Raw genomic sequence first — 18,437 nt, 5'->3', positions numbered from 1 at the left:
ATCAGTGCGGTGAGGGGTCCCGCGGGGGCTTGCGGTGGGGGGCGCCATCAGTGCGGTGAGGGGTCCCGCGGGGGCTTGCGGTGGGGGGCGCCATCAGTGCGGTGAGGGGTCCCGCGGGGGTGGGCCTGCGGGTGGGGGCCTGTAGGGGGTCGGTGATGGTGGGGGCTAAGGCACGGGGGTGAGGGACGGGGTGTCCTCCTTTGAGGCGGGGGTGGGGGTCGGGGTGGTGCGGGACGGGAGGAGGAGGGCTGCTGCCAGGGCGGCGGTCAGGATGGCGGCGCCGACCCAGAGGGCCGGGGTCAGGCCGTTGACGAACTGGGTGCCGGAGCCGTAGCCGCCCTGGGCGGCGAAGATCGAGCCGAGGACGGCGACGCCGAGCGAGCCGCCGACCTCGCGGAGTGCGTTGTTCGCGCCGGAGGCGATGCCCTGCTCGCGGGGGGCGACGCTGGACATGACCACGCTGGTCGCCGGTGCGATGAAGAGCGCCATGCCGGCCCCGGAGATGATCAGCGCGGGCAGCTGGGCGGCGTAGGAGACGTCGGGCGACAGGATCGTCGCGAACCACCCGAGGCCGATGGCCTGGAAGGCGAGTCCCGCGGCGACGACGGGCCGGCCGCCGATGCGGTCGGACAGGAACCCGGCGATCGGCGCGACGATCATCGGCATACCGGTCCAGGGCAGCATGCGCAGCCCCGCCTCGGTCGGGCTGTAGCCGAGCACCGTCTGCAGGAACTGGCTGAGCAGGAAGATCGACCCGAACATCCCGGCGAACATCAGCGAGCTGGAGATGTTGATCGCGCTGAACTGCCGGCCCCGGAAGAGCCGCATGGGCAGGATCGCGTTGCGGGCGGTCATACCGTGCCGGACGAAGGCCGCCACCAGGATCGCGCCGCCGATCAGCCCGGACAGGACGCGCGCACTGGTCCAGCCGTGGGCGGTCGCGTTGACCAGGGCGAAGACGATGCCGAACAGGCCGAGGCTGATCAGTACGGTGCCGCGGCCGTCGAGCCGCGCGCCGGGCGCGGTGGACTCGGCAAGGCGCAGCCGGGCGAGCGGGATCAGGGCCAGGCCGAGCGGGACGTTCAGCCAGAAGATCCACTGCCAGGAGATGTGCTCGGTCAGGCTGCCGCCGATGAGCGGGCCTGAGGCGACCGCGAGGCCGTTGACCGCGCCCCATATGCCGAAGGCGGCACCGCGGCGTTCCGCCGGGACGGCCGCGCTGAGCAGGGTGAGGGTCAGCGGCATCATGATGGCCGCGCCGACGCCCTGGACGGCCCGGAAGGCGATGAGTTCGTTGATGCCGGGCGCGAGGGCCGCGGCGGCGGAGGCACCGGTGAAGATCGACAGGCCGGTGATGAAGAGCTTGCGGCGGCCGAAGCGGTCGCCGAGTGACGCGCCGAACATCAGGAGCACGGCGAAGGTGAGTGTGTAGGCGTTCACCGTCCATTCGAGGTCGGAGAGCGCGCCGCCGAGGTCCTTCCTGATCGACGGCAGTGCGGTCGTCACGACGAGGTTGTCGAGTGCCGCCATGAATCCGGCGACACTGGTGATCACGAGCGCCCATGCCGCGGTGGCGGGCCTGCGGGCCGCGGCTGTTGTGGGCGTGGCTTGCTTGTCCAGCTTGGCCATTGCCTTGCTCTCCCTACTCCCCATGGTGGGTCTTCTCTGGGACCCTTGGTTAGTTATTGATGACTAACTTCGACGGGCAAAAAAACGGCCGGCCGCCGGGAACGGCCGGCGCTCGCTCACTCCGGCCTGGAGGACTCGTAGAAGCCCTCCCAGACGCGGTGGTCTGCGGGAAAACCCAGCGACACCAGGGTGTTGATGAGCATCCCGTAGGCCAGGAACGTCGTGGTCTCGTCGGCGTCCGCGGACAGCTCGACCTGGACGGTGTCCCACAGCTGCATCCAGGACGCCCTGATCGCCTCCCCGAAGGCCCGGTCGCCCGACGCCTCCGCGGCGGCCACGGCGACGTAGGTCTGCATCTGCATCAGCAGCTTCTCGGGGTCCTCGTGGATCATCCGCTGGTACGCGTTCCCCATCGCGTGCAGCCTCTCCTCCGCCGGCACACCCTCGGCCGCCTCGGCGAACAGCCGGCGTGTGGTGTCGATGCAGCGCTGCGAGGCCGCAAGGAAAATGGCCTGCTTGTTCGGGAAGAGCCGGAAGAGGTACGGCTGCGAGACGCCGACCCGGCGGGCGATCGCCTCGGTGGACGTCCCCTCGTAGCCGCCGTGTGCGAACTCGCTCAACGCCGCACGGATGACGCTCTCGCGTCGCTCTTCTGCGCTCATCCTGACCATGGGTCTTAAGTTAGTGGTCAATCACTACCTTGTCAACCTGGGGGCGGGTTCTCGTGGGTGAGGAAAGTCGTAAGGACCGCCCGTCTTTGTGGGCGGTCCTTACAGGGGGGTGTTCCGGCGGGCGGGCTCAGGCGAGGCGGACCACTGCCCGGGACATGCCGAGCACCTTCTGGCCCGCGGACATGGCGACCAGGTCGACGCGGACCTGGTTGTCGTCCATCTTCACCGCGACCTTCGCCGTGACCTCGATCAGCGCGCCCTCGTCGTCGTTCGGCACGACGACCGGCTTGATGAAGCGCACCCCGTAGTCGACGACCGCACCCGGGTCGCCGACCCAGTCGGTCACCACACGGGCCGCGGACGCCATCGTGAACATGCCGTGCGCGATCACGTCGGGCAGCCCGACCTCGCGGGCGAACTTCTCGTTCCAGTGGATCGGGTTGAAGTCGCCGGACGCGCCCGCGTACTGCACCAGCGTCGCCCGGGTGACCGGGAAGCTCTGTGCGGGCAGCTCGGTGCCGACCTCGACCTCGTCGTACGCCACGGTCGCCGCCATCACGCGTCTCCGTCCTGCTCGGGGTCGGCCGCGCGGGCCACCAGCTTCGTCCAGGCCGTCACCACGTGCTCGCCCGAGGCGTCGTGGACCTCGCCGCGGACTTCGAGGACGTCGTTGCCCGCCAGGGACTTCACCGACTCGATGGTGGACGTCACGGTGAGCCGGTCGCCGGCGCGCACCGGGCGCGTGTAGGAGAACTTCTGGTCGCCGTGCACCACCCGGCTGTAGTCAAGACCCAGTTCGGGGTCGGCGATGACCAGGCCGGCCGCCTTGTACGTGATCGCGAAGGCGAAGGTCGGCGGCGCGACCACGTCCGGGTGGCCGAGCGCCTTGGCGGCCTCGGGGTCCGTGTACGCCGGGTTCGGGTCGCCGATCGCCTCGGCGAACTCGCGGATCTTCTCCCGGCCCACCTCGTAGGCGGGAGTGGGCGGGTAACTCCGCCCGACGAAGGACTGGTCCAGAGCCATCGGCACCTCGGGTGTTTCGGGTGAAGGGGAAAGCACCGCGAGGCCGTCCCCGGTGTGGACGGGGACGGCCTCGCGGTTACGGCCTGGTACTGCTGGTGCTGCGAAGGGGCGTCAGCGCGTCTCGCGGTGCGCGGTGTGCGCGTTGCAACGCGGGCAGTGCTTCTTCATCTCAAGACGGTCCGGGTCGTTGCGCCGGTTCTTCTTGGTGATGTAATTCCGCTCCTTGCACTCCACGCAGGCCAGCGTGATCTTCGGGCGGACGTCGGTGGCGGCCACGTGAGTGCTCCTTGACGAACGGGTTGATGAACACAGAAAGAGTAGCCGATCGAGGGACCGATCCCGCAATCGGCTACGCAGAGTAGCGGCGACCGGACTTGAACCGGTGACACAGCGATTATGAGCCGCTTGCTCTACCGACTGAGCTACGCCGCTGCGACGAACCGACCCCCGCCGGCGAGGCGGGGACCCGATCCATCAGAGCCCCAATACGGAATCGAACCGTAGACCTTCTCCTTACCATGGAGACGCTCTACCGACTGAGCTATTGGGGCGAGCGAGGAAGACATTACACGGTCCGCTGCGATACGTGAAATCCGTATCCGGCAGGGCACATCGGGCTCAGCGGACACCCGCACCACCCGGCGCATCAGTACGACTAATGCACTCCTCCCGGGTGTCCTGCCGCGACCTGCCGGACGTGCGCGCGGCCGACCCCTAGGCTCGACCATGCGTGACCGGCCGGTGACTCCCCCGGCTCCCGGACGGTCCCGTTTCAGGCAGCCGGAGACTCCCCACCTGCACGTATTCGCCGCCTGTACCTGTTTCGTCGTCTGTACCTGTTCGCCGCCTGTATCTGCTTGCCAGCCCACCCGCCCGAACCTCCACTGCCTCCCACGCCCGTTCCGCACCCGTCCCCCCGGGCGGGAGGCACCCCAGCACCGGAGGAGCGCGATGACCGACAGCCCGCGCGGTACCGCCGCCGAGACCGCCACCCTGCTGCTGTGCAGCGCCCGCCTCACCGACGGGCGGACCGTCGACGTCCGGCTGAGCGGACCGCGGATCGAGGCCGTCGGCACCGCGGGCAGCCTCGCCGCACCCGGCTCCGCCGCCCGCCAGGGCGGCGGCACCCGTATCGACCTGCGCGGCTACCTGCTGCTGCCCGCGCCCGCCGAGCCGCACGCTCACCTCGACCTCGCCCTGACCGCTGCCGCGGCCGCCGGCGGCCCGCCGCCCTCCGACGCCGCCGACGTCCAGCGCCGCGCCACCGAGGCAGCCCTGCTGCAACTCGGCCACGGCGCCACGGCCGTACGCAGCCACGTACGCGTCGGCGACGTCCACGGGCTGCGCGCACTCGAAGCGGTGCTCCAGGCCCGGCGGGCGCTGCGCGGCCTGGTCGACGTCCACGCCGTCGCCGTACCGCGGCTGCTCACCGGGACCGCGGGCGCCGACGGGCTCAGCATGCTGCGGGACGCCCTCAAGATGGGCGCGTCCGCGGTCGGCGGCTGCCCCGACCTCGACCCCGACCCCAGCGGGCACGCCGAGGCCGTCATCGGCCTCGCCGCGGAGTTCGGCGTCCCCGTCGACCTGCACACCGCCGCGGCCGACCCGGCCCGCCTCGCCCGGCTCGCCGCCATGGCCGGCGGCCTGCGCCCCGGGGTCACCCTCGGCCCGTGCCACGGGCTCGGCACGCTGCGGCCCGACGCGGCCGTGTCCGCCGCGGAACGGCTCGCCGCCGCCGGGATCTCCGTCGTCGCCCTCCCGCAGGGCGGCTGCGGCGGCCTGGAGACCGTCCGGCGCGGCGCCGCGGGCCTGCACACCCCCGTACGGCTGCTGCGCCGCGCCGGCGTCCCCGTCGCGGCGGGCAGCGGCGCACTCGCCGACCTGGCCAACCCCGTCGGCCGCGGCGACCCCCTGGAGGCCGCGTTCCTGCTCGCCTCCCACGGCGAGGCCGAGCCGCTGCGGGCCTACGACCTGATCAGCACTCAGGCCCGCGCCGTCCTCGGCCTGCCCGAGGTACGCGTCGAGGCCGGCTTCCCCGCGGAGCTGCTCGCCGTACGCGGCGACACCGTCGAGGGCGTGCTCGCCCTCGCCTACAGCCGCATCGTCATCCACCACGGGCGGGTCGTGTCCCGCACCAGTGCGGTACGCGAATACTGCGACACCTCCTCCGACCCGGCCTTCGACCTCCCCCGCCAATCCCACCGCGAACCCTGAACTTCCCCCCGGGCACGGCCGGGTGACCCCCCTCCCCGCCGAGGGCGCGCGTCTTCCGGGTGCCCCCGATGCGCGGGGTGCCCCCGCGCGCAGCGGTGCGGCCCCCTTGCGCAGGGCGGCGAGCGTTCGGGGGACTTCCTGTCTGAGACGGACCACCCGCCGGTGGGGGCTGAGCGCGCAGTTCCCCGCGCCCCCAGATGGGCACCCCCACCGCGCACGGTGAGCGTTTTTCAGGGGCGCCCCCTAGGTAAAAGCCCCCCGGCCGCGGGGGTTGAGGGGGCGCCCCTTCGGTAGGACGGCAACCCATAGGGGCGCGGGGAACTGCGCGGCCAACCCCCACCGGGGGCGCGGGGCGTCACCGGCCGAGAGGGGCAACTCCTGTCGGAGACGGACCACCGGCCGGTGGGGGCGCGGTCTTGCGCCAGGGGCACCCGGACGGCGTGGTTCGGGGCCGGGGTGGGCGGGAGGACGTACCGTCGGGGGATGCGGACCGTAATTGCCGGCGGGCACGGACAGATCGCGCTGCGCCTCGAACGCCTCCTCGCCGCCCGGGGCGACACCGTGGCGGGGCTGATCAGAAATCCGGCCCAGGCGGACGACCTGGCGAAGGCCGGCGCCGAGCCGATCGTGCTGGACCTGGAGTCGGCGTCAGCCGACAGCGTGGCGCAGGCCCTGCGGGGCGCGGACGCCGCCGTGTTCGCGGCGGGCGCGGGGCCGGGCAGCGGGGTGGACCGCAAGCAGACCGTCGACCGCGACGCGGCCGTACTCCTCGCCGACGCCGCAGAACGCGCCGGCGTGCGCCGCTTCCTGGTCGTGTCGTCGATGGGCGCGGACGCCGGGTCCACGTACAGCGAACCGGTGTTCGCGGCGTATCTGCGGGCGAAGGGCGCGGCCGACGACGCGGTCCGGGCGCGTACGTCCCTGGACTGGACGATCCTGCGCCCGGGCGCGCTGACCGACGAGCCGGGGACGGGGAAGGTGCGGCTGGCGGAGCGTACGGGGCGCGGGTCCGTGCCGCGGGACGACGTCGCCGCCGTCCTGGTCGCGCTGCTGGACACCCCGGCGACCGCGGGCATGACGCTGGAGCTGGTCTCCGGCGACACCGCCGTCGCCTCGGCGGTCAGCGGCCTCGGCTGAAGAGGTCGTGGGCGGCCCTGAGCACCACCTCGGGCCGCTCCTCGTGGACGAAGTGCCCGCAGCCGGGGACGACTTCGACGGTGAGGTCGTCGGCGTACCGCTCGTACCCCGGCATCAGGCTCGGCGGCAGGACGAAGTCCTTCTCCCCCGCGAGGATGTGCGCCGGCGTGCTGAGCCGCAGCTTCTTGTAGCTGCCGAGCACCAGGCGGCGGATGTCGCGCAGCGCGTACGCACGGTGCATGGCCTCGCCGGCCCGTGCGCGGCGCGGCTCCGCGGTGGAGCGGGTGAACTCGGCCATGGCGGCCGCGTCCCGGGCGGCCGGGTCGACGATGCCCTTGCGCAGCAGAAGCCGCGTCAGACCTGGTACGTGGCGGAGCACGAAGCGGCCGACCAGCGGGGCCTCCAGCGGTGAGGTGTACCAGTAGCGCCAGGCCTGCGGGATGGCGCGGCGGTGCAGCGGCCAGGGGTGGACGGCGTTGACGGCGAGCAGGTGGGTGACGCGTTCGGGGGCGCGCAGGCAGAGCATGAAGGCGGTCCAGGCACCGAATTCGTGCGCAATGAGCCGCGCCTTGTCGACGCCGAGCGCGTCCATGACGGCGAGGATGTCCGCCACGCGGGTGTCGGTGTCGTAGCCCTTGGCGGGGGTGTCGGACCAGCCGAAGCCGCGCAGGTCGATGCACAGGACGCGGTGGTCCGCGGCCAGTTGCGGGATGACGCGGCGCCAGGCGTACCAGTGCTGGGGAAAGCCGTGCACCAGGACGACGGTGCCGCCCGGTGCGTCCTGCCGGCCGGCCTCCGCAACGTGCAGGGCGACGCCGTCGCCTATGTCCACGCGGCGGTGCCGTATCGCCGGCATGCCGGCGACCTCGGGCATCGGGGGGCGTTCTGCGAGTGCGCTGCTCATGGGCGCTCCTTGGGCTGCGATGTGGTGTCGCTTTCCGGAGGGGGCGGGGGGCGGAAAGGTTCCACCGGCCGCGGGCGGACACACATTCGGGTGATCCGCCCGGCGTGTCACGCCCGGCTCGGCCATGGCGCCGCCACTGTGAGAATCAGGCGGGTGGTCTGTCACGACAGCGTGGGACATCCGCGGCGTGGTGGGAGGTGTGCCGTGGTCTTCAACGGCTTGTGGCAGACGGTGCAGCGGGCGATCGAGTCCCAGGAGAAGACGGCCCGGCTGATCGCCATCCTGATCACGATGGGTGCCTGCGCGGCTCTCTTCGCCTGGCTGTGGCGGGCCTGAAGCTCGCGCACTGCGTATACGAGTGGGCCGGGCGGGTGAAAGGCCTGGTGCCTTCAGGCACCCCGCGCGGCTTTCGCGCATCCTTGCGGCGCTTTCCGGATACACAGTGCGCGCCATGTCAGCCCGAGTGTGAGGCCCGACCATGTTCAAAGCCGCGCTGCGGATCGCCTGCGCCACCACCCTTGCCGCCGCCTCGTTGACCTTCGCCTCGTCCGCCGGGGCCACGACGGAGCCGCTGCCCGGCACCCCGGAGCAGATCCGGGACACCGGAGCGTGCGGCCCCACCGGCGGGTACAGCCCGTCGGACTGGCGGCAGACGACGACGGACCGCTCGATCCAGTCCAAGGTGGAGGTCGCCGCGGTCCGCGAGGACTGGTACTGGCGGCACGACGTCAACACCCTCTGGCGCGGCGACACCCGTCCCGACCCGCAGGCCATCTTCCAGAGCGGCTTCACGGCCAAGGGCACCGACCTCAGCCCCCTGGCCAAGTGGATCATCGGCGGCGGCGGCCAGAACACCGCCCACCTGAGCACCAGTTGCGACCGCTGGGTCGCCCAGGGCTTCGCCACCGGCGGCGGCAAGGACGGCTGGGTCTACGCGATCCAGGCGCCCGGCGGCATCGACGTGAACGAGACCGCCCGGATGACCGGCATCCAGTCCCAGTACCTGTGGAACAAGGAGATCGACTTCCCCGGCGGCATCCAGTCCCGCTTCATCGAGGGCGCCTGCCAATACCACTGGGCAGGCGCGGACCCCGAGACGAACGTGAACATCTACAAGAACCTCGGCTGCGTCACCAACCCGGCCTTCCGCCCGGTCTCCCAACGCCAGCCCCTCGCGAGCTAGCCCACCCGCCCACGCGGGAAGGTCCCCGAGAGGCCTAAAACAAAGGTCCCCGGCCTGCATCGATGCAGGTCGGGGACCTTTTCCATGTGGCGGCACGTGGATTCGAACCACGGTAGGCTAAGCCGACGGATTTACAGTCCGCTCCCATTGGCCACTCGGGCATACCGCCATGGGATGACGCCCCGGGCAGGGTCCGCTGTGGGCGGTGGTCCGTGGCGACGACGTAAACGATACCTGATGCGCGGGGGTGGTTCGCCACTGGATTGATCAGCGCGCTGAGGGGGGTGCGGTGGCTAGGGTGGTGGGTGACGGGTCGGCGACGGGCCGTGGGAAAGATTGATCGATGGAACGCTGATGGAACACAGTCAAGGAGCCCACTGAAGATGGCCGACTCCAGTTTCGACATCGTCTCGAAGGTCGAGCGGCAGGAGGTCGACAACGCCCTCAACCAGGCCGCGAAGGAGATCTCGCAGCGCTACGACTTCAAGAACGTCGGGGCGTCGATCGCGTGGTCGGGCGAGAAGATCCTCATGGAGGCGAACTCCGAGGAGCGCGTGAAGGCGATCCTGGACGTCTTCGAGACGAAGCTGGTCAAGCGCGGGATCTCGCTCAAGGCGCTGGACGCGGGTGAGCCGCAGCTGTCCGGCAAGGAGTACAAGATCTTCGCGTCGATCGAGGAAGGCATCTCGCAGGAGAACGCCAAGAAGGTCGCGAAGATCATCCGCGACGAGGGGCCGAAGGGCGTCAAGGCCCAGGTGCAGGGTGACGAGCTGCGGGTCAGCTCGAAGAGCCGGGACGACCTGCAGGCTGTGCAGGCGCTGCTGAAGGGCAAGGACCTGGACTTCGCGCTGCAGTTCGTGAACTACCGCTGAGCCGCCAGGGCCGCTCGGGGCCGTCGGGGCGCTCGTGGCGCACCGGCGGCCCCTCCTGGCGCGGCCGCTCGCAGAGGGCTACTGGGCGGCCTGGAGCTGCTTGACCACGGCGAGTGCGTCGTCGATGTGGCCGCCGATGTTCGTCATCGAGGAGAAGGCATGCCGGATGACGCCCTCGCGGTCGATGACGTAGGTGATGCGGCCGGGCACGACGCCGCCCAGGGTCGCGGCGCCGTACTGCTTGCGTACGGCGCGGCCGGCGTCGGAGAGCAGGGTGAAAGGCAGCTCGTGGCGGCCGGCGAACTTCTCGTGGGAGGCGACCGAGTCGGAGCTGACGCCGATGACGACGGCTCCTGCGTCGGTGAAGCTCTCGTAGCTGTCGCGGAAACTGCACGCCTCGGCGGTGCAGCCGCGGGTGTTGTCCTTGGGGTAGAAGTAGAGCACCACGACCTTCTCGCCCAGGAAGTCGCTGAGGGCCACCCGCTGCCCCGACTGGTCGGGGAGGGTGAAGTCCGGTGCCTTGTCGCCGACTTGCAGGGTGCCCATGGGTCATCTCCTTGACGTCTCGGCATCTTTGCCGGTCGGCGTCCATCCTCGCTCAGCCCGGGGCGCGGCGGACCAGGGCGTCGGCTGCGCCGGGCGGGGCCGGGCAGGCCCCGGCGGGCTCAGCGGGTCGCGAAGGGCTGGTCGCTGGGGACGATCTCGCGGCCGAGCGGCATCAGCGACAGCGGGATGAGCTTGAAGTTGGGGATCGCCAGCGGGATGCCGATGATCGTGATCGCCAGGGCGATGCCGGTGACGATGTGGCCCAGGGCCAGCCACCAGCCGGCCAGGATCAGCCACAGCACGTTGCCGACCAGGGAGCCCGCGCCGGCGTCGCGGCGCTCGACCGTGGTGTAGCCGAACGGCCAGAGCGCGTACACACCGATACGGAATGCGGCGATGCCGAAGGGGATGCCGATGATGGTGATGCACAGGATGAGCCCGGCCAGGAAGTAGCCGAGGCACATCCACAGTCCGCAGAGCACCAGCCAGATGATGTTCAGAATCGTCTTCATCAGGGACGGCCTGCCATCTGTTCGAGGCGGGAGATGCGCTCAGCCATCGGGGGGTGGGTCGAGAACAGCTTGGACGCGTCACCCGGGCGGAAGGGGTTTGCGATCATCATATGACTGGCGGTCTCCAGGCGCGGCTCGGGAGGAAGCGGGAGCTGCTTGGTGCCCGCGTCGAGCTTGCGGAGAGCGGAGGCCAGGGCCAGCGGGTCGCCGGTGAGCCGGGCGCCTGAGGCGTCGGCCTCGTACTCCCGGGAGCGGGAGACGGCGAGCTGGATCATGGAGGCGGCGATCGGGCCGAGGATCATCATCAGCAGCAGGCCGAGGATGCCGGGGCCCTCGTCGTCGTCGGAGCGGCCGATCGGGATCAGCCATGCGAAGTTGACCAGGAACATCACCACGGAGGCGAGGGCGCCGGCGACCGAGGAGATGAGGATGTCCCGGTTGTAGACGTGGCTCAGCTCGTGGCCGATGACACCGCGCAGCTCGCGCTCGTCGAGTATGCGCATGATGCCCTCGGTGCAGCAGACCGCGGCATTGCGCGGGTTGCGGCCGGTGGCGAAGGCGTTGGGCGCCTCGGTCGGCGAGATGTACAGCCGCGGCATGGGCTGCCGGGCGGCCGTCGACAGCTCCCGTACGATCCGGTAGAGCGCGGGTGCCTCGAACTCGCTGACCGGGCGGGCACGCATCGCGCGTAGAGCCAGCTTGTCGCTGTTCCAGTACGCGTACGCGTTGGTGCCCAGGGCGATGACGAGCGCCACGATGAGCCCGGTCCGGCCGAAGAAGCTGCCGATGACCAGGATGAGTGCGGACAGAACGCCGAGAAGAACGGCGGTCTTCAACCCGTTGTGCCGGCGGTGCACGTGCGCCCTCCAGATTCTGCGGTGTGGCGGGTGGGGGTGCTCCCCCAAGGAAAACCTCCCGCTCTTCTCAACGCCACCCGGGCGGCGCTAGTTCCCTTGTGCGTTTCGGCGCGCACGGACAGCTACGGGTGCACAAGTGCCCCGAAAACCGGCGAAGAACCCCCGACGGACCCCGGGGCGGACCCTGTGACGGACCCTGGAAGGGTCAGAGCAGGGCGCCCTGGGCATAGCGCAGGATCAGCTGCGGTGCGCCCGACAGAGCGACGCCCGCCACCGCCGTGACCGCGACGGCAAGGCCGAGCCCCGCGGGCGTACGGACCGCGGCAGCGCCCGCGCCCGCACCCGTGTCCGCATCCGCCGCCACCGCGGGCTCGGGCGCCGCGGTGAAGAGCAGTGCCGTCCAGCGCAGGTAGTAGACCAGCGCGATGACGACGTTCACGGCCATGATCACGGCGAGCCAGCCGTGCTGCGCGCCGACCGCGGAGGAGAAGACGGCGACCTTGGCGAAGAGCCCGATGACGCCGGGCGGGAGCCCGGCCAGGCACAGCAGGAAGAAGGCCAGCGCAAGGGCGGCGGCGGGGCGGGAGGCGTACAGGCCCCGGTAGTCGGTGAGGCGGCTGTGCGGGGCCGTGCGCTCGACCAGGGCGACGACGGCGAAGGCGCCGAGGTTGACCACCGCGTACATCAGCGCGTACGCCACGGTGGTGCCGATCTCGTGCGCCGGGTCGTCGGCGGAGCCCGCGGCGGCCATCGGGACCAGCAGGTAGCCCGCCTGGCCGATGGAGGACCAGGCCAGCAGCCTTACCGCGCCGCGGGGCACGTCGGGGCGCTGGCGCAGGGCGCCGACATTGCCGACGGTCATGGTCAGCGCGGCCAGTACCCCGATCGCGGGACCCCACACATGGGCGTACGGGCGGAAGGCGACGACGGTGACCAGGATCAGCCCGGAGAAGCCGGCCGCCTTGCCGACGACCGACAGGTACGCGGCGACCGGCAGCGGGGCGCCCGCATAGGTGTCGGGCACCCAGAACTGGAAGGGCGCGACGGCGAGCTTGAAGGCGAAGCCGACCAGGGTGAGGGCGACGCCCGCCCTGGCCAGGGTGTGCAGCTGGTCGGGGGTGTGGGTGAGGCCTTCCGCGACGGCGGTCAGCTGCAGGGTGCCGGTGGCGGCGTAGACGAAGCTGATGCCGAGCAGCGAGACCGCGGTGGCGGTCACCGAGGTCAGGAAGAACTTCAGCGCGGCCTCGCCGGCCAGCCGGTCGTCCCGGCGCAGGCCCACCAGGGCGAAGGCTGGCAGCGTCGTCACTTCGAGGGCCACGATGAGGGTGGCCAGGTCGCGGGAGGCGGGCAGGAGGGCGGCGCCGGCCGCGGAGGACAGCAGCAGGAACCAGTACTCGCCCGCCGGGATCTTCTCCCGCGTGTTGATCGACAGCAGCGCGGTGAGGGCGGCGCCGCCCAGCACCAGCACCTGGACGACGAGGGTGAAGTGGTCGGCCGCGTACGAGCAGCCGCCGCCGGTCTCCGGCTGGCAGAAGGTCGTGCGGTGGCCGTCGCGCAGCGGGATGACGGTGAGGGCCGCGGCGGCGAGCCCGGCGGCGGTGACCCAGCCGAGCAGCGGTTTGCGCCCCTGCGGCAGGAAGAGGTCGGCGACCAGGACGGCCACGGCGAGCGCGGCCGGGACGATGACGGGGGTGAGCGCCGTCCAGTCGACGGGCTGCACGAGGGATGCCATCAGTGGCCTCCGAGCAGGGAGCGTACGGCCGGTTCTGTGAGCCCGAGCAGGGCGGCGGGCCACAGGCCGGCCAGGACGGTGAGGGCGGCCAGCGGTGTCCAGGCGGCGAACTCGTACGCCTTTACGTCGGCGAGCGCGGGCTGCAGCTCGCTGGTCTCCCGGTCGCCCATGCAGACCCTGCGGACCACGGTGAGCAGGTAGCCGGCGGTCAGCAGGGTGCCGAAGGCGGCCAGCGCGGTGAAGGTGAGGTAGGCGGGGCGGCTGAGGTCCGCGCCGGGCTTGAAGGCGCCGAACATCGCGAGCATCTCGCCCCAGAACCCGGCCAGGCCCGGCAGGCCGAGCGAGGCGACGGCGGCGAAGGCGAGCAGGCCGCCGAGCCGGGGGGCGCGGCCGTAGAGGGCGGCGCCGCCGCGTCCTGCGAGCTGGTCGAGGTCGCTGGAGCCGTAGCGGTCCTTGATCGCGCCGACCAGGAAGAAGAGCAGGCCGGTGATCAGGCCGTGGGCGATGTTGGCGAAGAGCGCGCCGTTGACGCCCGTGGGGTTGAGCGAGGCGATGCCGAGCAGCACGAAGCCCATGTGGCCGACGGAAGAGTAGGCGATGAGGCGCTTGAGGTCGCCGCCGTTGCCGCGGCGGGCGAGGGCGAGGCAGGCGAGCGAGCCGTAGATGATGCCGACGACGGCGAAGGCGGCCAGGTAGGGGGCGAAGGTCTGTATGCCGCCCGGGGTGTCGGGCAGCACGATCCGCACCAGGCCGTAGGTGCCCATCTTCAGCAGCACACCGGCGAGCAGCACCGAGCCGACCGTGGGGGCGGCGGTGTGGGCGTCCGGGAGCCAGCTGTGCAGCGGCCACATCGGGGCCTTGACCGCCAGGCCGAGGCCGATGGCGAGGACCGCGATCAGTTGCGTGGAGTGACTGAGGTGTGACCCGTTGTCAGTGGCGAGTGTCACCATGTCGAATGTGCCCGCCTTCACGCCGATGAGGAGCAGGCCGAGCAGCATGATCACGGAGCCGAGGAGGGTGTAGACGATGAAGCGCAGGGCGGATCGTTCCCGGTCGCCGCCGCCCCAGCGGGCGATCAGGAAATACATCGGGATGAGGACCGTCTCGAAGGCCAGGAAGAACAGCATCAGGTCGAGGACGGAGAAGGTGGCCAGCGTGCCCCCTTCCAGCAGGAGCAGCAGCGCCACGAAGGACTTGGCCGAGCCGCCGGCCGGCAGGTGGAAGTAGGAGTAGAGCGCGCACAGGAAGGTCAGCAGCGCGGTCAGTACCAGGAGGGGGAGCGAGATGCCGTCGATGCCGAGGTGGAGGTGGATCCTCAGTGCGGGGATCCAGTTGAGGTCGGTGCTCGCCTGCATCGTGGCCGGGTGGTCGTGGTCGAAGCCGGCCGCGAGCACGACGGAGAGGACCAGGACGGCGCCGGTCACGGTCACCCCGTGCCGCAGCACGGCCTGGTCGGGGCCGCGGCCGCGCAGACCGGGGGGCGGCGGGAGCAGGGCGCCGACGGCGCCGAGCAGCGGCAGCACCACGATCGCCGCGAGGACGTACTGGAGGGCGGTGTCGTTCACTGGTTCTCAGCCTCCGACGGCGACGAGGACGGCGAGCACCACGGCGCCGGCCAGCAGCGCGCTGAGGTAGGTCTGGACGTTTCCGTTCTGCGCCCTGCGGACGGCGGCGCCGAGCAGTCGCGGGGTGCCGCCGGCGGCGCGGACGTAGGTCTCGACGACCTCGCGGTCCAGGAAGCGGACCAGGTTCGCGGCGGCGAGCACCGGGCGGACGAAGAGCGCGCTGTAGACGGCGTCCAGGCGGAAGCCGTGGGCGGCGAGCGGGTGCAGTCTGCCCAGCAGCAGCCGGCCCGGGTCGCCGGGGTCGTCGGCGGCGGCGATGTCGCCGTAGACCTCCTGGTGGGTCGCGGTCGCCTCGGCCTCGACCAGGGCGGGTTCCGCGTCCGGGTCGGCGGTGACCACGGCGCCCACCGGTACGGCCATGCGGGTCGCCGACGACGCCGACCAGGCGCCGTAGGTGACCAGGACGCCGACGAGGGCCAGGCCCGTGCCGAGGACGGAGGTGAGCAGGGTCGGGCCGAGCGGGGCGCCGCCGAACCAGTCGGGCAGCTCGCGGTAGGTCAGGCCGCCGAAGGCCAGGGTGGGGACGGCCAGCACCCACAGCACGGTGGTCATCACGACCGGCTGCCTGCCGTGGTCGGGGGCGTCGGGGCCGCTGCCGCGGAAGGCCAGCAGGAAGAGCCGGGCCGCGTAGCCGGCGGTGAGCAGGGCCGCGGTCAGTCCGGCGACGAGCACGGTCCAGCCGACGGCGGACGGCACGTGGGCCGCGTCGCCGGAGGAGGCGTGCTCGGCGGCGCGCAGCACCGACTCCTTGGAGAAGAAGCCGGTCAGCGGAGGGAGGGCGGCGAGTGCGGCGAGGGCCAGGCCCATCGTCCACATGGCGTCGGGGACGCGCTTGCCGAGCGAGCCCATGCGGGACATCGCGGTGAGCGAGTTGGTGCCGGCGGCGTGGATGACGACGCCCGCGCCCAGGAAGAGCAGCGCCTTGAAGGCGCCGTGCGACAGGAGGTGGAAGACGGCGGCGTCGCGGTCGCCGACGGCCAGCGCCCCGGCCATGTAGCCGAGCTGCCCGATCGTGGAGTAGGCCAGCACGCGTTTGATGTCGTCCTGCGCGAGGGCGGCAAGGCCCGAGCCGACCATCGTGACCGCGGCCATCGCGGCGAGCACGGCCAGCGCGGCGGCCGACGCGGTGAAGACCGGCAGCAGCCTGGCGACCAGGTAGATGCCGGCCGCGACCATCGTGGCCGCGTGGATCAGCGCGGACACCGGGGTGGGTCCCGCCATCGCGTCGGGCAGCCAGGTGTGCAGCGGGAACTGCGCGGACTTGCCTGCGACACCGGCGAGCAGCAGCAGTGCGACCACGGTCGGGTGGTGCAGCCGGCCCTCGGCGGCGGCGGCCAGGATGCCGTCGATACGGAAGGTGTGCGCGTCGGAGGCGAGCGCGAACACCCCGATCAGGAAGGGGACGTCGCCGAGCTTGGTGACCAGGAAGGCCTTGATCGAGGCGGCGCGGGCGGCCTCGGTCTCCCAGTGGTGCCCGACCAGGAAGTAGGAGCAGATGCCCATGACCTCCCAGCCCACCAGCAGCACCATCAGGTCGCCGGTGTAGACGACCAGCAGCATCGCGGAGGTGAAGAGCGAGACCAGGGCGGCGTAGGAGGGGTAGCGGGGGTCGTCGCGCAGGTAGGAGACGGAGTAGAGCTGCACGCAGGTCGCGACCAGGCCGACCAGGACGGCGATCAGGACCGAGAAGCCGTCCAGGTGCAGGGCGAGGTCGATCGGTACGGACCCGGTGGCGGTCAGCCGGTGGGCCGCGTCGGTGGGGGCGCCGGTGCCCTGCCGGGCGGCGGTGACCGCAGCGAGCACGAAGGATGCCGCGGTGGGCAGGACGGCCAGCGGGCGTACGAAGCCGGGTGCGCGCCGGCCGAGCAGCAGTCCTGCGGCCGCGCCCAGGAAGGGCAGGAGGGGTACGAGCGCGGCAAGGGCGGTCAGGGTCACGCGGAGGCCTCGGCCTTCTCGTCGTCGGCCGCCGGTGTCGGCGTGGCGTCGGATGCGTCGGGTGCGTGCGGTGCGCCGGGGCCGCCGTGCGGTTCCGCGAGGCCGGTGAGCCGGTCGACGTCGGAGCTGCCGCGGTGGCGGAAGACCAGCAGCACGATCGCCAGGCCGAGGCCGATCTCGGCGGCGGCGATGGTGATGGTGAAGAGGGTCAGCGCCTGGCCCGCGTGCACGGTGTCGCGCAGCCAGACGTCGAAGGCGACCAGGTTGAGGTTGACGGCGTTGAGCATCAGCTCGACGGACATCAGGACGAGGATCGCGTTGCGGCGGGCGAGCACACCGTAGAGGCCGACGCAGAAGAGGAGGACGGCCAGGACGGCGGGATAGGCGAGGTGCATCAGCTCTGCTCCTTGCCGGTGGCGGAGTCGGCCGGGGAGCCGGCGCCCGTCGTGGCCCCGCCCGGGGAGCCGGCGTCGCGGCGGGAGAGCACGATCGCGCCGACCAGGGCGGCGAGCAGCAGCACCGACAGGGCCTCGAAGGGCAGCACCCAGTGCCGGAAGAGGCTCTCGCCGGTGGCGTGCGAGGAGCCCTGCGCGACCCCGTGGAGGTCGACCCAGGTGGTGCGGAAGGCGTCCACCACCACCCACACCAGGGCGGCAGCGGCGGCGAGCGCGACACCGAGGGCGACCAGCCGGTTCTCGGAGTCGGCGTCCGGGGAGCGGCCGATGGGCGCCTTGGTCAGCATCAGGCCGAAGAGGAGGAGGACGACGACGGAGCCCACGTAGATCAGCACCTGCACCCAGGCGATGAACTCGGCGGTGAGCAGCAGGTACTCCACGGCCAGGCCGCCGAGCGCGACGACCAGCCACAGGGCGGCGTGCACCAGCTGCCGGGTGGTGACGGTCAGCAGGGCCGCGCCGAGGGTGGCAAGGCCGATCAGCACGAAGGTGATCTCGACGCCGGTCGGGGACAGGAAGCCGGGGTGGGCGGCGGCGCTGAGGTTCACGCGTCTCCCTCGTCCTGGTCGTCCCTGCTGCCCTGGTCCCTGCGGGCCGCCTCGGCGGCTGCCGCGGCCTTCTCTGCCGCCTTGCGGGCGGCGGCGATCTCCTTCGGCTCCTCGGCCGCCGGGTCGAGCGCGGGCGGAGCGGGCACCGTCCACATCCAGTCGCGCAGTTTGTCGCGTTCGTGGGTGAGGTCGAGGATGTCGGTCTCGGCGTACTCGAACTCCGGTGACCAGAACAGCGCGTCGAAGGGGCACACCTCGATACAGATACCGCAGTACATGCACAGAGAGAAGTCGATGGCGAAACGGTCCAGGACGTTCCTGCTGCGCTCGCGCCCGCCGGGGGCGGCCGGCGGCGCGGTCTCCTTGTGCGAGTCGATGTAGATGCACCAGTCGGGGCACTCGCGCGCGCACAGCATGCAGACCGTGCAGTTCTCCTCGAACAGCGCGATCACCCCGCGGCTGCGGGGCGGCAGTTCGGGAAGCGCGTCCGGGTACTGGGCGGTGACCGTGCGCTTGGTCATGGTCCGCAGCGTGACGGCCAGGCCCTTGGCCAGGCCGGAGCCGGGAATGCCGGGAATTCCGGGAAGGGGTGCC

At 71.7% G+C, this 18,437-nt stretch carries 20 protein-coding genes and 3 tRNA genes; 5 read left to right on the top strand and 18 right to left on the bottom strand.

What is annotated here, in order from left to right; translation table 11 throughout:
- Positions 1-165: 165 nt before the first annotated feature.
- The 7 genes from JT723_RS24995 to JT723_RS24965 all read right to left on the bottom strand — a co-directional run bounded on the left by JT723_RS24995 (position 166) and on the right by JT723_RS24965 (position 3,874).
- Positions 166-1,629, bottom strand: a complete 1,464-nt coding sequence (locus tag JT723_RS24995) for a DHA2 family efflux MFS transporter permease subunit (RefSeq protein WP_205047020.1) — start codon at positions 1,627-1,629, stop codon at positions 166-168.
- 116 nt (positions 1,630-1,745) lie between these two features.
- Entirely contained in the window at positions 1,746-2,300 is a 555-nt protein-coding gene (locus JT723_RS24990; RefSeq protein ID WP_205047019.1) for a TetR/AcrR family transcriptional regulator, read from the bottom strand.
- A gap of 127 nt (positions 2,301-2,427) precedes the next feature.
- Entirely contained in the window at positions 2,428-2,856 is a 429-nt protein-coding gene (locus JT723_RS24985) for a MaoC family dehydratase (protein ID WP_205047018.1), read from the bottom strand.
- Positions 2,856-3,323, bottom strand: coding sequence for a MaoC family dehydratase N-terminal domain-containing protein (locus tag JT723_RS24980; RefSeq protein ID WP_205047017.1), 468 nt, complete (start codon positions 3,321-3,323; stop codon positions 2,856-2,858). The genes JT723_RS24985 and JT723_RS24980 overlap by 1 nt, the downstream gene beginning before the upstream one ends.
- Positions 3,324-3,434: 111 nt before the next feature.
- A complete protein-coding gene (rpmG, locus tag JT723_RS24975) occupies positions 3,435-3,599 on the bottom strand; it encodes a 50S ribosomal protein L33 (protein ID WP_004571794.1) in 165 nt (54 codons plus the stop codon).
- 83 nt (positions 3,600-3,682) lie between these two features.
- Positions 3,683-3,755 (bottom strand) — tRNA-Met (locus tag JT723_RS24970).
- Between the two features lie 46 nt (positions 3,756-3,801).
- Positions 3,802-3,874, bottom strand: a tRNA-Thr gene (locus JT723_RS24965).
- Between the two features lie 400 nt (positions 3,875-4,274).
- Here JT723_RS24965 and JT723_RS24960 point away from each other — a divergent pair.
- Together JT723_RS24960 and JT723_RS24955 are read left to right on the top strand one after the other, a co-directional pair.
- Positions 4,275-5,537, top strand: a complete 1,263-nt coding sequence (locus JT723_RS24960) for an amidohydrolase family protein (protein WP_205047016.1) — start codon at positions 4,275-4,277, stop codon at positions 5,535-5,537.
- Between the two features lie 483 nt (positions 5,538-6,020).
- Entirely contained in the window at positions 6,021-6,674 is a 654-nt protein-coding gene (locus JT723_RS24955) for an NAD(P)H-binding protein (RefSeq protein ID WP_205047015.1), read from the top strand.
- Here the strand turns inward: JT723_RS24955 and JT723_RS24950 are convergent.
- Positions 6,658-7,578 carry an alpha/beta fold hydrolase gene (locus tag JT723_RS24950; RefSeq protein WP_205047014.1) on the bottom strand — a complete coding sequence of 307 codons (921 nt, stop codon included), beginning with the start codon at positions 7,576-7,578 and terminating at the stop codon, positions 6,658-6,660. The two genes, JT723_RS24955 and JT723_RS24950, sit on opposite strands and share 17 nt — an antisense overlap.
- Positions 7,579-7,782: 204 nt before the next feature.
- On the opposite strand from JT723_RS24950, the gene JT723_RS35920 reads away from it, so the two are divergent.
- Together JT723_RS35920 and JT723_RS24945 are read left to right on the top strand one after the other, a co-directional pair.
- Positions 7,783-7,914: a hypothetical protein gene (locus JT723_RS35920; protein ID WP_259441953.1), complete on the top strand. Its 132-nt coding sequence runs from the start codon at positions 7,783-7,785 to the stop codon at positions 7,912-7,914.
- Positions 7,915-8,056: 142 nt separating this feature from the next.
- Positions 8,057-8,761 carry a scabin-related ADP-ribosyltransferase gene (locus JT723_RS24945; protein WP_205047013.1) on the top strand — a complete coding sequence of 235 codons (705 nt, stop codon included), beginning with the start codon at positions 8,057-8,059 and terminating at the stop codon, positions 8,759-8,761.
- Between the two features lie 87 nt (positions 8,762-8,848).
- Here the strand turns inward: JT723_RS24945 and JT723_RS24940 are convergent.
- A tRNA-Tyr gene (locus JT723_RS24940) sits at positions 8,849-8,930 on the bottom strand.
- Between the two features lie 214 nt (positions 8,931-9,144).
- Here JT723_RS24940 and JT723_RS24935 point away from each other — a divergent pair.
- The gene (locus tag JT723_RS24935; RefSeq protein WP_033177755.1) at positions 9,145-9,633 is read left to right on the top strand and encodes a YajQ family cyclic di-GMP-binding protein; all 489 of its coding nucleotides are present in this window, start codon (positions 9,145-9,147) and stop codon (positions 9,631-9,633) included.
- Positions 9,634-9,711: 78 nt separating this feature from the next.
- Here JT723_RS24935 and JT723_RS24930 read toward each other — a convergent pair whose 3' ends face one another.
- The 9 genes from JT723_RS24930 to JT723_RS24890 form a co-directional block, all read right to left on the bottom strand.
- Positions 9,712-10,179: a peroxiredoxin gene (locus tag JT723_RS24930; RefSeq protein ID WP_205047012.1), complete on the bottom strand. Its 468-nt coding sequence runs from the start codon at positions 10,177-10,179 to the stop codon at positions 9,712-9,714.
- Positions 10,180-10,298: 119 nt separating this feature from the next.
- Complete coding sequence (locus tag JT723_RS24925) at positions 10,299-10,691, bottom strand: YccF domain-containing protein (protein WP_205047011.1); 393 nt, start codon at positions 10,689-10,691, stop codon at positions 10,299-10,301.
- On the bottom strand, positions 10,691-11,548 hold the full coding sequence (gene htpX, locus JT723_RS24920; protein ID WP_205047010.1) for a zinc metalloprotease HtpX: 858 nt from the start codon (positions 11,546-11,548) through the stop codon (positions 10,691-10,693). The genes JT723_RS24925 and htpX overlap by 1 nt, the downstream gene beginning before the upstream one ends.
- A 205-nt stretch (positions 11,549-11,753) precedes the next feature.
- Entirely contained in the window at positions 11,754-13,280 is a 1,527-nt protein-coding gene (locus JT723_RS24915) for an NADH-quinone oxidoreductase subunit N (protein WP_205047009.1), read from the bottom strand.
- Positions 13,280-14,845 carry a complex I subunit 4 family protein gene (locus JT723_RS24910; protein WP_205047008.1) on the bottom strand — a complete coding sequence of 522 codons (1,566 nt, stop codon included), beginning with the start codon at positions 14,843-14,845 and terminating at the stop codon, positions 13,280-13,282. The genes JT723_RS24915 and JT723_RS24910 overlap by 1 nt, the downstream gene beginning before the upstream one ends.
- Before the next feature lie 6 nt (positions 14,846-14,851).
- Entirely contained in the window at positions 14,852-16,840 is a 1,989-nt protein-coding gene (locus JT723_RS24905; protein ID WP_205047007.1) for an NADH-quinone oxidoreductase subunit 5 family protein, read from the bottom strand.
- A complete protein-coding gene (nuoK, locus tag JT723_RS24900) occupies positions 16,837-17,235 on the bottom strand; it encodes an NADH-quinone oxidoreductase subunit NuoK (RefSeq protein WP_205047006.1) in 399 nt (132 codons plus the stop codon). The genes JT723_RS24905 and nuoK overlap by 4 nt, the downstream gene beginning before the upstream one ends.
- Positions 17,235-17,843: an NADH-quinone oxidoreductase subunit J family protein gene (locus JT723_RS24895; RefSeq protein ID WP_205047005.1), complete on the bottom strand. Its 609-nt coding sequence runs from the start codon at positions 17,841-17,843 to the stop codon at positions 17,235-17,237. The genes nuoK and JT723_RS24895 overlap by 1 nt, the downstream gene beginning before the upstream one ends.
- A complete protein-coding gene (locus JT723_RS24890; RefSeq protein ID WP_205047033.1) occupies positions 17,840-18,421 on the bottom strand; it encodes a NuoI/complex I 23 kDa subunit family protein in 582 nt (193 codons plus the stop codon). Before JT723_RS24890 ends, JT723_RS24895 begins: the two co-directional genes overlap by 4 nt.
- Between the last annotated feature and the right edge of the window lie 16 nt (positions 18,422-18,437).

This window comes from Actinacidiphila bryophytorum (assembly GCF_016916835.1).
Classification (GTDB): domain Bacteria; phylum Actinomycetota; class Actinomycetes; order Streptomycetales; family Streptomycetaceae; genus Actinacidiphila; species Actinacidiphila bryophytorum.
The sequence above is the reverse complement of the archived record's forward strand: the minus strand, read 5'-3'. Positions and strand labels throughout refer to the sequence as shown.

What these genes read in the sequence shown, in the direction of transcription:
- JT723_RS24995 (WP_205047020.1), bottom strand. Translation starts at nt 1,629, where the DNA reads ATGGCCAAGCTGGACAAGCAAGCCACGCCCACAACAGCCGCGGCCCGC.
- JT723_RS24990 (WP_205047019.1), bottom strand. Translation starts at nt 2,300, where the DNA reads ATGGTCAGGATGAGCGCAGAAGAGCGACGCGAGAGCGTCATCCGTGCG.
- JT723_RS24985 (WP_205047018.1), bottom strand. Translation starts at nt 2,856, where the DNA reads ATGGCGGCGACCGTGGCGTACGACGAGGTCGAGGTCGGCACCGAGCTG.
- JT723_RS24980 (WP_205047017.1), bottom strand. Translation starts at nt 3,323, where the DNA reads ATGGCTCTGGACCAGTCCTTCGTCGGGCGGAGTTACCCGCCCACTCCC.
- JT723_RS24960 (WP_205047016.1), top strand. Translation starts at nt 4,275, where the DNA reads ATGACCGACAGCCCGCGCGGTACCGCCGCCGAGACCGCCACCCTGCTG.
- JT723_RS24955 (WP_205047015.1), top strand. Translation starts at nt 6,021, where the DNA reads ATGCGGACCGTAATTGCCGGCGGGCACGGACAGATCGCGCTGCGCCTC.
- JT723_RS24950 (WP_205047014.1), bottom strand. Translation starts at nt 7,578, where the DNA reads ATGAGCAGCGCACTCGCAGAACGCCCCCCGATGCCCGAGGTCGCCGGC.
- JT723_RS24945 (WP_205047013.1), top strand. Translation starts at nt 8,057, where the DNA reads ATGTTCAAAGCCGCGCTGCGGATCGCCTGCGCCACCACCCTTGCCGCC.
- JT723_RS24935 (WP_033177755.1), top strand. Translation starts at nt 9,145, where the DNA reads ATGGCCGACTCCAGTTTCGACATCGTCTCGAAGGTCGAGCGGCAGGAG.
- JT723_RS24930 (WP_205047012.1), bottom strand. Translation starts at nt 10,179, where the DNA reads ATGGGCACCCTGCAAGTCGGCGACAAGGCACCGGACTTCACCCTCCCC.
- JT723_RS24925 (WP_205047011.1), bottom strand. Translation starts at nt 10,691, where the DNA reads ATGAAGACGATTCTGAACATCATCTGGCTGGTGCTCTGCGGACTGTGG.
- JT723_RS24915 (WP_205047009.1), bottom strand. Translation starts at nt 13,280, where the DNA reads ATGGCATCCCTCGTGCAGCCCGTCGACTGGACGGCGCTCACCCCCGTC.
- nuoK (WP_205047006.1), bottom strand. Translation starts at nt 17,235, where the DNA reads ATGCACCTCGCCTATCCCGCCGTCCTGGCCGTCCTCCTCTTCTGCGTC.